11 protein-coding genes are annotated in these 10369 nt (G+C 71.4%); 8 read left to right on the forward strand and 3 right to left on the reverse strand.

Annotated features, from left to right (window positions below):
- Positions 1–103: 103 nt before the first annotated feature.
- Together ACFVS9_RS22855 and ACFVS9_RS22860 are read left to right on the forward strand one after the other, a co-directional pair.
- Complete coding sequence (locus ACFVS9_RS22855) at positions 104–694, forward strand: N-acetylmuramoyl-L-alanine amidase (RefSeq protein ID WP_383114379.1); 591 nt, start codon at positions 104–106, stop codon at positions 692–694.
- Between the two features lie 28 nt (positions 695–722).
- A complete protein-coding gene (locus ACFVS9_RS22860) occupies positions 723–1616 on the forward strand; it encodes a 1-aminocyclopropane-1-carboxylate deaminase/D-cysteine desulfhydrase (RefSeq protein ID WP_389934919.1) in 894 nt (297 codons plus the stop codon).
- Between the two features lie 13 nt (positions 1617–1629).
- Here the strand turns inward: ACFVS9_RS22860 and ACFVS9_RS22865 are convergent, their stop codons facing one another.
- Positions 1630–3231, reverse strand: a complete 1602-nt coding sequence (locus ACFVS9_RS22865) for a Na+/H+ antiporter (protein WP_389934922.1) — start codon at positions 3229–3231, stop codon at positions 1630–1632.
- 35 nt (positions 3232–3266) lie between these two features.
- On the opposite strand from ACFVS9_RS22865, the gene ACFVS9_RS22870 reads away from it, so the two are divergent.
- The 3 genes from ACFVS9_RS22870 to ACFVS9_RS22880 all read left to right on the forward strand — a co-directional run bounded on the left by ACFVS9_RS22870 (position 3267) and on the right by ACFVS9_RS22880 (position 5124).
- Positions 3267–3527, forward strand: coding sequence for a UBP-type zinc finger domain-containing protein (locus ACFVS9_RS22870; RefSeq protein WP_383114382.1), 261 nt, complete (start codon positions 3267–3269; stop codon positions 3525–3527).
- A gap of 230 nt (positions 3528–3757) precedes the next feature.
- Complete coding sequence (locus ACFVS9_RS22875; RefSeq protein ID WP_383114383.1) at positions 3758–4171, forward strand: anti-sigma regulatory factor; 414 nt, start codon at positions 3758–3760, stop codon at positions 4169–4171.
- A gap of 23 nt (positions 4172–4194) precedes the next feature.
- Positions 4195–5124: an RNA polymerase sigma factor SigF gene (locus ACFVS9_RS22880; RefSeq protein ID WP_383114388.1), complete on the forward strand. Its 930-nt coding sequence runs from the start codon at positions 4195–4197 to the stop codon at positions 5122–5124.
- A 25-nt stretch (positions 5125–5149) separates the two neighbouring features.
- Here ACFVS9_RS22880 and ACFVS9_RS22885 read toward each other — a convergent pair whose 3' ends face one another.
- Positions 5150–5599: a hypothetical protein gene (locus ACFVS9_RS22885; protein ID WP_389934926.1), complete on the reverse strand. Its 450-nt coding sequence runs from the start codon at positions 5597–5599 to the stop codon at positions 5150–5152.
- Positions 5600–5748: 149 nt separating this feature from the next.
- Between ACFVS9_RS22885 and ACFVS9_RS22890 the strand changes: the two genes are divergently transcribed.
- Positions 5749–6717, forward strand: a complete 969-nt coding sequence (locus ACFVS9_RS22890; RefSeq protein WP_383114385.1) for a diacylglycerol/lipid kinase family protein — start codon at positions 5749–5751, stop codon at positions 6715–6717.
- A 320-nt stretch (positions 6718–7037) separates the two neighbouring features.
- Positions 7038–7295, forward strand: a complete 258-nt coding sequence (locus tag ACFVS9_RS22895; protein ID WP_003953983.1) for a WhiB family transcriptional regulator — start codon at positions 7038–7040, stop codon at positions 7293–7295.
- A gap of 175 nt (positions 7296–7470) precedes the next feature.
- Here the strand turns inward: ACFVS9_RS22895 and ACFVS9_RS22900 are convergent, their stop codons facing one another.
- A complete protein-coding gene (locus ACFVS9_RS22900) occupies positions 7471–8937 on the reverse strand; it encodes a PAS domain-containing sensor histidine kinase (RefSeq protein WP_383119044.1) in 1467 nt (488 codons plus the stop codon).
- Between the two features lie 526 nt (positions 8938–9463).
- Between ACFVS9_RS22900 and nagB the strand changes: the two genes are divergently transcribed.
- Positions 9464–10249, forward strand: coding sequence for a glucosamine-6-phosphate deaminase (nagB, locus tag ACFVS9_RS22905; protein ID WP_383119043.1), 786 nt, complete (start codon positions 9464–9466; stop codon positions 10247–10249).
- Positions 10250–10369 lie beyond the last annotated feature (120 nt).

Genomic DNA, 10369 nt, shown 5'->3' on the forward strand with positions numbered 1-10369 from the left:
ATCGCACATGGCGCGAACAGCACTCGAACAGGTTTGCCGGAGCCTCGTGTTCCGGTACAAGCGCTGTACGGACACGCTCCCCCTCCGAACAAAGGAGTCGGCCATGGCCTCACCCATGTCCGCGGGCAACTTCCTCAAGGCCCTCAAGGCCGAAGGGCTCACCGTCGTCCAGGTGGGCGACTGGCGCACGCACAACCGCAACCACAAGGGCCCCTGGGGGCCGGTGCACGGGGTGATGCTCCACCACACCGTCACCAAGGGCACGGCCCGCACCGTCGAGATCTGCCGGGACGGCTACTCGGGCCTCCCGGGTCCGCTCTGCCACGGCGTGATCGCCAAGGACGGACGGATCCACCTGGTCGGCTACGGCCGCGCCAACCACGCGGGCCTCGGGGACGACGACGTGCTGCGCGCCGTCATCGCCGAGAAGCACCTGCCGGCGGTCAACGAGTCCAACACCGACGGCAACCGGCACTTCTACGGCTTCGAGTGCGAGAACCTCGGCGACGGCAAGGACCCCTGGCCCGCCGTCCAGCTGGAGGCCGTCGAGAAGGCCGCGGCGGCGGTCTGCCGCTTCCACGGCTGGAACGCCCCCTCGGTCATCGGGCACCGGGAGTGGCAGCCGGGCAAGGTGGACCCGCGCGGCTTCTCGCTGACGGGGATGCGCAACCGGATCCGCGACCGGCTGAAGTAGGACGGTGCCCGCGGCCCACAATGGAGGCATGGACGACGGAGCACCCGACCTCTCCCGGCTGCGGCCGGTGCTTCCCTCACCCCTGCGGCCGGCCGTGGACGAGCGCTTCGCACGGCACGGGGTGACCCTCCTGCTCAAGCGCGACGACCTGATCCACCCGGTCCTCCCGGGCAACAAGTGGCGCAAGCTCGCCCCCAACCTGAGGGCCGCCGCCGGCCGTACGGTGCTGACGTTCGGCGGGGCCTACTCCAACCACCTCAGGGCCACGGCCGCCGCCGGGCGCCTGCTGGGCTTCCCCACCGTCGGCGTCGTACGCGGCGACGAACTGGCCCGCCGGCCGCTGAACCCCTCCCTCGCCCGGTGCGCGGCCGACGGCATGCGCCTGCACTTCGTGGACCGCGCGACCTACCGCGCGAAGACCTCTCCCGGGGTCCTGGAGGGCCTGCTGAGCCTCTTCGGGGAGTGCGTGGTCGTCCCGGAAGGCGGCAGCAACGCGCTCGCCGCACAGGGCTGCGCAGAGCTCGGCCGCGAACTGCGCGGCGAGGCCGGAACGGTCGCGGTCGCCTGCGGCACCGGCGGCACGCTCGCCGGGCTGGCCGCCGGGCTCGGCCCCGGGCAGCGCGCGCTGGGCGTCCCGGTCCTGCGCGGCGGCTTCCTGGACGCGGCGGTGCGCCGCCTCCAGCACGAGGCGTTCGGCGCCCCGGCCGGACGGTGGTCCCTGGACGAACGCTTCCACTTCGGCGGGTACGCCCGTACGACACCGGAGCTGCACGCCTTCGCCGACGACTTCGAGGACCGCCACGGCCTGCCCGTCGAACGCCTCTATGTGGCCAAACTCCTGTACGGGCTGACCGTGCTCGCCGGCGAGGGCGCCTTCGCCCCGGGGTCCACCGTCACGGCGGTCGTCACCGGGCGCCCCTGAGCCGGCGCGGCCGCTACGTGTCGTCCGACTCCCGGTAGGCGGCGGCCTCCTCCAGGTCCAGCCGCCGCAGCAGCGCGCGCAGCATCTCGTCGTCGATCCGCCGCTCGTCCCGGAGACGTACGAAGACCTCGCGCTCGGCGGCGATCATGTTCCCGGCCAGCCGCCGGTAGGTGTCGTCCGCCGACTCCCCGGTGACCGGGTTGGCCGCGCCGAGCCTCTCCCAGACGGCGTTGCGGCGCCGCTCCATCACGGCGCGCAGGCGCTGGGTCAGGGGGTCGGGCAGCGCGTTGCGCGGGTCGGCCAGCAACTCCTCCAGCCGCGCCTCCGCGGCCGTGGACGCCGCGTTCTGGGCCTCCGCCTCGGCCAGCGTCTCGGTGCGCACGTCGCGGCCCGGGAGCCTCAGGACGCGCACCAGGAGGGGCAGGCTCAGCCCCTGGACCACCAGTGTCCCGATGACGGTCGTGAAGGTCAGGAACAGCACCAGGCTGCGCGCCGGGAAGTCCTCGCCGTCGTGCCCGGCCAGGGGGATGGAGAAGGCGATGGCGAGCGAGACGACGCCCCGCATCCCGGCCCAGCCGACGATCAGGGGCGAGGTCCAGGGCAGCGGCCCCTCGCGTTCCCTGACGCGTGCGGAGAACCACTGCGGCAGGTAGCTGGCGGGGTACACCCAGACGAAGCGCACCACCACCACGGCCACGAACACGAGTACGGCGTACCCGAGCGCCTCGGTCACGCTGTACGCGCCCAGTTCCCTGAGCACGAACGGCAGCTGCAGACCGATCAGCGCGAAGACCGCGGACTCCAGGACGAAGGCGACCATCTTCCAGAACGCGGCCTCCTGGAGCCGGGTCGCGAAGTCGACCTGCCAGGAGCGGTGCCCCAGGTAGAGGGCGACGACGACCACGGCGAGCACCCCGGACGCGTGCACCCGCTCCGCCGCCGCGTAGGCGACGAAGGGGATCAGCAGCGACAGCGTGTTCTGGAGCAGCGCCTCCTTGAGGTGGGTGCGCAGCCAGTGCAGCGGGACCATCAGCAGCAGGCCGACGCCCACACCGCCGACGGACGCCAGCAGGAACTCGCCGATGCCCTCGCCCCAGCTCATGCCCTCGCCGACCGCCGCGGCGAGCACCACCTTGAAGGCGGTGATGGCCGTGGCGTCGTTCACCAGGGACTCGCCCTGGAGGATCGTGGTGACCCGGCCGGGCAGGCCCACCCTGCGGGCGATCGCCGCGGCCGTGACGGCGTCCGGCGGGGCGACCACCGCGCCGAGGACCAGCGCGGCGGTGAGCGGCAGGTCCGGGACGAGGAGGTAGGCCAGCCACCCCACGGCGAAGGTCGCGAAGAGGACGTACCCCACGGAGAGCAGGGCGACCGGACGCAGGTTGGCCCGGAGGTCGAGGTAGGAGCTGTCGACGGCCGCCGTGTACAGCAGCGGCGGCAGGAGCAGGGGCAGCACGATGTGCGCGTCCAGCGTGTAGCTCGGCACGCCCGGCAGGTACCCGGCCAGCAGTCCGGCGGCGACCAGCAGCAGGGGCGCGGGCACCGGTGTCCGGCGGGCGGCCCCCGCGACCGCCGCGCTTGCCGCGACGAGTGCCACCAGCGGCAGTGCGTCCATCTCACAGTCCTCACATCCGACGTAACGTGGCCATCATGAGTGAGTGCGTCCATGTATCCGAACTGCCGCGCCCCGAGCCCGTGGCGCTCGACGACACCTGTCCGGAATGTCTGGCGGCGGGCACGCATCCCGTACAGCTGCGCCTCTGCCTCGTCTGCGGACACGTCGGGTGCTGCGATTCCTCGCCCCTGAAACACGCCACGGCGCACTTCGAGGCGACCGGTCATCCGGTCATGCGCAGCTTCGAATGCGCCGACAGCTGGCGCTGGTGCTTCGTGGACGGTTCGATCGTCTGACGTCTGGGTACGTCAAACCGGCGCCGGTTCTTCGCAATTGACCGCCACCGACCACTAGCCACCGTGTGTGCTCATATGCCTACCATGAGTAATCACGGGGTTACGGTCCCGGCGACACGGCATCATGGGTCGCGACAGTGTCGCCGAACCACGGAACCGGCGACGGTCCGCACGGCCCCGGGTACACGTCCCGGAGCCTCGAACGAGTTTGTGCCACCTTGGAGGTGAGGGTGTCCCAGATCGCAGGCGAGCCCGGGAACCAGGACTTCGTAGAGGTCCGGCTGCCCGCTGCGGGTGCCTACCTGTCGGTGCTGCGGACGGCCACGGCCGGTCTCGCAGCGCGCTTGGACTTCACTCTCGACGAGATCGAGGATCTTCGGATCGCGGTCGACGAGGCCTGCGCGATCCTGCTCCAGCAGGCCGTGCCGGGCTCCGTCCTCAGCTGCGTCTTCCGACTCATCGGCGATTCCCTCGAGGTGACGGTCTCGGCGCCCACGACGGACGGCCGCGCCCCCGAGCGCGACACCTTCGCCTGGACGGTGCTCTCCGCACTGGCCGGCAAGGTCGACTCCACGGTCGCCGACGACCGTACGGTCAGCATCAGCCTCTACAAACAGCGCGGCGCGGGACCCGGGCCGGCGTGAGCGACGGGAACGGGGACGGTCCGGTGCGGGACGAGACGATCCGGCCGGGGGCGGTGCGCCCGGCGGCCCTCCCGGAGCAGCAGGCCCGGCCGCACCCGGAGGGCGGGGCCGACGGCGCGGACGAGGCGCGGGGCCGTCCGCCCGCGGTGGAGCAGACGGAGCGGGCGGGCCGGATGAGCGAGCACGGGCACCACGATCCACACGACCGCAGCGGGGCACGGGCGCTCTTCGTCGAGCTCAGGTCGCTCCCCGACGGCTCGGTGGAGAAGGCCGAGCTCCGCAACCGGCTGGTGCGGATGCACCTGCCGCTGGTCGAACACCTGGCCCGCAGGTTCCGCAACCGCGGCGAGCCGCTCGACGACCTGACCCAGGTCGCCACGATCGGCCTGATCAAGTCGGTGGACCGGTTCGACCCGGACCGGGGCGTCGAGTTCTCGACGTACGCGACCCCGACGGTCGTCGGTGAGATCAAGCGCCACTTCCGCGACAAGGGCTGGGCGGTGCGTGTCCCGAGGCGCCTCCAGGAGCTGCGGCTCTCCCTGACCACGGCCACCGCCGAGCTCTCCCAGCAGCACGGCCGCTCCCCGACCGTGCACGAGCTGGCGGAGCGCCTGGGGATCTCCGAGGAGGAGGTTCTGGAGGGGCTGGAATCGGCCAATGCGTACAGCACGCTCTCGCTCGACGTCCCGGACACGGACGACGAGTCGCCGGCGGTGGCGGACACGCTGGGCTCCGAGGACGAGGCGCTGGAGGGCGTCGAGTACCGCGAGTCGCTCAAGCCGCTGCTGGAGGACCTGCCGCCGCGCGAGAAGCGGATCCTCCTGCTGCGCTTCTTCGGCAACATGACCCAGTCGCAGATCGCGCAGGAGGTCGGCATCTCCCAGATGCACGTCTCCAGGCTCCTGGCCCGCACTCTGGCGCAGCTGCGCGAGCGGCTGCTCGTCGAGGAGTGACCCGCGGGCGCGGGGGCCGCCGAGGTCAGGCGTCGGGGGTCGTCCGCGGCCCCCGGATGCCCAGCGCCTTCGTGGTCGCGGGGTCGAGCACCAGCACGAGGCCCGTCACCGCGACCGCGGCGAGAACGATGCCGAGGGGGATCAGGCCGCCCTGCGACCGGAGCAGCGTCCAGGCCACCGGCAGCGCCATGAGCTGGGTGATGAGCGCGGGCCCACGGCTCCAGCTGCGCCGCAGCAGCAGCCCGCGGGCCGCGAGGAGCGGGATCAGGCCGAGGGCCACCAGCGTGAGTCCGCCCATCTCGGCCTGCTGGAGGCTGTCGGGGCGCCCGAAGAGGCCGACGGCCAGCATGTAGACGCCGCCGATGACCAGCGCCGCGCCTTCGAGCGCGTTGAGTGCGGCCAGGGCGGCGATCCGGCCCGGCTTCTCCTGGCCGGCCGAGGGCGACGGGGCGGGCGTGTTCTGCTGAGTGCTCACGCCTTTCAGATTCGCATCCCGGCCCGCCGGACGCGAAGCCGGGGCCGGACGGCCCGCGCCCCGGGAGGCCGGTCACGCTGCGTGAACGGGCGCGGACCCGGCGGATCGGGACTTCAGGGCGGTTCCGCGCGGTAGGTACTCTGGCGGGCATGCGCGCACTCCTCGTGGTCAACCCAGCTGCCACCACTACCAGTGCGCGGACGCGTGACGTACTGATCCACGCCCTCGCGAGCGAGATGAAGATCGAGGCCGTGACCACGGAGTACCGCGGTCACGCGCGGGACCTGGGACGGCGGGCCGCCGACTCCGACGACATCGACCTGGTGGTCGCCCTGGGCGGCGACGGCACGGTCAACGAGGTGGTCAACGGCCTGCTCCACGACGGCCCCGACCCCGAGGGCCTGCCGAGCCTCGCCGTGGTCCCCGGCGGTTCCACCAACGTCTTCGCCCGGGCCCTGGGCATCCCCAACGACGCCGTGGAGGCGACGGGCGCCATCCTGGACGCCCTCGCCGACCGCAGCGAGCGCACCGTGGGACTCGGACTGGCCGCCGGCACCCCGGGCACGGCCGACGAGGCCGTCCCCGGGCGGTGGTTCACCTTCTGCGCGGGGCTCGGGTTCGACGCGGGCGTCATCGGCCGGGTCGAACAGAAACGCGAGCGGGGCAAGCGCTCGACCCACGCGCTGTACGTGCGCCAGGTGCTGCGGCAGTTCCTGGACGACCCGCACCGGCGCAACGGCATGATCACCCTGGAGGTCCCCGGCCAGGACCCGGTCACCGACCTCGCGCTCTCGATAATCTGCAACACCGCACCCTGGACCTACCTGGGGAACCGTCCGATATACGCCTCCCCGAAGGCCTCCTTCGACAGCGCCCTGGACGTCCTCGGCCTCAAGCGCCTCTCCACCCCCGCGGTGACCCGGTACGCCACCCAGCTGCTCACTTCGAGCCCCGAGAAGGGCCCGCACGGCAAGCACGCGGTGTCCCTGCACGACCTCACCGACTTCACCTTGCATTCAAAGGCGCCACTGCCCTTCCAGATGGACGGCGACCACCTGGGACTGCGTACGAGCGTGACGTTCACAGGCGTACGCCGGGCACTGCGTGTGATTGTGTGAGTGGAAGGGGCCAAAGTCCTTTGACTCGAACGTTTGGGCTGGCCCCCACCCCTTAGAAGTACGGCTGTGACCTAGTCGACACCGAGGAATCAAAAAAAACTTTCCAGAAGGGGTTGTATCCGTCGCCGAGGTTTGCGAATCTCTACATGGCGCTCGGGACGGCCCGCACCATCGGCCTCCACTGAGCACCAGAACCCCTCCTTACCACAACAGGACCACATCCAGTCCATCTGGACGGCGGACCTTTGCCTGCGGGGGGATTCGTGAAAGCGTTCACATTCACAAGCACCAGCATGTAATACCAAGGAGAGGTAGCAGCCATGGACTGGCGTCACAACGCCGTTTGTCGTGAGGAAGACCCCGAGCTGTTCTTCCCCATCGGCAACACCGGTCCTGCGCTGCTGCAGATCGAGGAAGCCAAGGCCGTCTGCCGTCGCTGCCCCGTCATGGAGCAGTGCCTGCAGTGGGCGCTCGAGTCCGGCCAGGACTCCGGCGTCTGGGGTGGCCTCAGCGAGGACGAGCGCCGCGCAATGAAGCGTCGTGCCGCTCGCAACCGGGCGCGTAACGCCAGCGCCTGACCGAAGCCCCCCGCACGACGAGCCTCAGCCCGGCGGCGCGTACAGAGCGTACGCACAGCCCCGCCTTCGAGTCGCAGCGCGCAGTACCCCCGAAGCGCATCGCACCGTGAGCACCACGCAGTGGGCCCGGACCGTCACCACGGTCCGGGCCCACTGCTGTGCGGTACGGACGCGGCTACTTGTCGTTCCGCACGGGGATGTCGAGCAGCACCTGTGTGCCGCGCACCGGGGCGGCGACCATCCCGAACGAGCCGCCCAGTTCGCCTTCCACCAGGGTCCGCACGATCTGGAGTCCCAGGTTGCCGGCCCGCTGGGGGTCGAATCCCTCGGGCAGTCCGCGCCCGTCGTCCGTCACGGTGATCAGCAGCCGGCCCTCGGACGGTGAGCCGCCGCGCACCGCGGACACCTCCACCGCGCCCTGCTCGCCCACGGTGAACGCGTGCTCCAGGGCGTTCTGGAGCACCTCGGTGAGCACCATCGAGAGCGGAGTGGCCACTTCCGCGTCGAGGATGCCGAAGCGGCCCGTACGGCGGCAGGTGACCTTTCCCGGCGAGATCTCGGCGACCATCGCGATCACCCGGTCGGCGATCTCGTCGAACTCGACCCGCTCGTCCAGATTCTGGGACAGCGTCTCGTGCACGATGGCGATCGAACCGACGCGCCGCACGGCCTCGTTGAGCGCCTCCCGGCCCCGTTCCGACTCCATCCGGCGCGCCTGGAGCCGCAACAGGGCGGCCACCGTCTGGAGGTTGTTCTTCACCCGGTGGTGGATCTCCCGGATGGTGGCGTCCTTCGTGATCAATTCCCTTTCACGGCGCCGCAGTTCCGTGACGTCGCGGAGCAGCACCAGTGACCCGATGCGCACCCCCTTGGGCTTGAGGGGAATCGCCCGCAGCTGGATGACCCCGCCGGCGCCCTCGACCTCGAACTCCCGGGGCGCGTACCCGCTCGCCACCTTGACCAGGGCCTCGTCCACCGGGCCGCGCGACGGGGCGAGTTCGGCGGTCGTCGCGCCGAGGTTGTGCCCGACCAGGTCCGAGGCCAGGCCGAGGCGGTGGTAGGCGGAGAGGCCGTTGGGGCTGGCGTACTGCACGACGCCGTCGGCGTCCAGCCTGATCAGCCCGTCGCCGACGCGCGGGGACGCGTCCATGTCGACCTGCTGGCCGGGGAAGGGGAAGGTCCCGGCGGCGATCATCTGGGCCAGGTCGGAGGCGGACTGGAGGTAGGTGAGCTCCAGCCTGGACGGTGTGCGCACGGTGAGGAGGTTGGTGTTGCGGGCGATGACACCGAGGACCCGGCCCTCCCTGCGTACGGGGATGGACTCGACCCGGACGGGCACCTCCTCGCGCCACTCCGGATCCCCCTCGCGCACGATGCGGCCCTCGTCCAGGGCGGCGTCCAGCAGCGGCCGGCGTCCGCGCGGGACGAGGTGGCCGACCATGTCGTCCTGGTAGGAGGTGGGGCCGGTGTTGGGGCGCATCTGCGCGACGGACACGTAGCGGGTCCCGTCGCGGGTGGGCACCCACAGGACGAGGTCGGCGAAGGAGAGGTCGGAGAGCAGCTGCCACTCCGAGACCAGCAGATGGAGCCACTCGAGGTCGGTGTCACTCAGGGCTGTGTGCTGGCGGACGAGGTCGTTCATGGAGGGCACATGTGCGAGCGTACCCGCGCGGACGAGGAGGTTCCGAACCGATCGGCCCGCGGATGCGTGACACTGGGAGAGGGCGGCCGCCGGGCGCGGGAATGTCCGGCCGATGGATGGACACGGGGTATTGGTCTAGTCCACAATGCACCACGTAGGGCATGACAGGCAGGAGAGGTCTCCTGCGCGACAGACCTCCGCTCTCCCCGCACAGGAGGGCGGACCGAGGTACCCGGCGCTCTCTGCCCTGACCGCGCCGGTACCTCCAGTGGCCGGAGGCACCGCACACCGCCGGCCAGGTAGCTCCGGGCTGCGGTGCCGGACGGGCCGAGGGTCCCGTCCCGGCGCCGCGGCCCGCGGGTGTTTCCGGGCCCGTCCCCCTCGCGGACGGAGCGGTCCGCCGACGGGGCGGCAACCGGTGACGCGTCCATGGACGGTTCACCTCCGCGCCACGCCGTTCTGCTAGATTGGGCCCCTAGATTGGTCTATACCACATGACGCCACTCTCCAGATCGGCAGGCACAGCGTGGAAGTTGTCATCGTCCCGGACGCCACGGCAGGCGGCGAACTCATCGCGGAGGCCGTCGCCGCCCTGCTGAGCCGCAAGCCCGACGCCCTGCTCGGCGTTGCCACCGGCTCGACCCCGCTGCCCGTCTACCAGGCCCTGGCGGCGAAGGTCCGCTCCGGTGCCGTGGACGCCTCACGCGCCCGGATCTGCCAGCTCGACGAGTACGTCGGGCTGCCCGTCGGCCACCCCGAGTCCTACCGCTCGGTCGTGCTGCGCGAGGTCATCGAGCCGCTCGGCCTGTCAGAGAAGTCCTTCATGGGCCCGGACGGCGCCGCCGAGGACGTGCAGGCGGCCTGCGAGGCCTACGACCGGGCGCTCGCCGAGGCCGGCGGTGTGGACCTCCAGCTGCTCGGCATCGGCACGGACGGGCACATCGGCTTCAACGAGCCGTGCTCCTCGCTCGCCTCCCGCACCCGCATCAAGACGCTCACCGAACAGACGCGGATCGACAACGCGCGCTTCTTCGACGACGACATCGAGCAGGTGCCCCGGCACGTCATCACCCAGGGCATCGGCACGATCCTGGAGTCCCGCCACCCGGTCCTGCTGGCCACCGGCGAGGGCAAGGCCGACGCGGTCGCGCAGACCGTCGAGGGCCCGGTGGCCTCGGTCGTGCCCGCGTCGGCGCTCCAGCTGCACCCGCACGCCACGGTGGTGGTCGACGAGGCGGCGGCCTCCAAGCTGAAGCTGGCGGACTACTTCCGCGCCACGTACGCCGCGAAGCCGCGGTGGCAGGGCCTGTAGGACGTCCCCCACGCGTGAGGCCGGGCACCCCGTCGGGGTGCCCGGCCTTCCGTGTCCGCGTGCGGGACGCGCGGCGGCGGGGTCCGGGACAGGTGTACCCCACCAGTATGATATAAAAAT

The organism is Streptomyces sp. NPDC058008, from assembly GCF_042886395.1.
Lineage (GTDB): Bacteria > Actinomycetota > Actinomycetes > Streptomycetales > Streptomycetaceae > Streptomyces.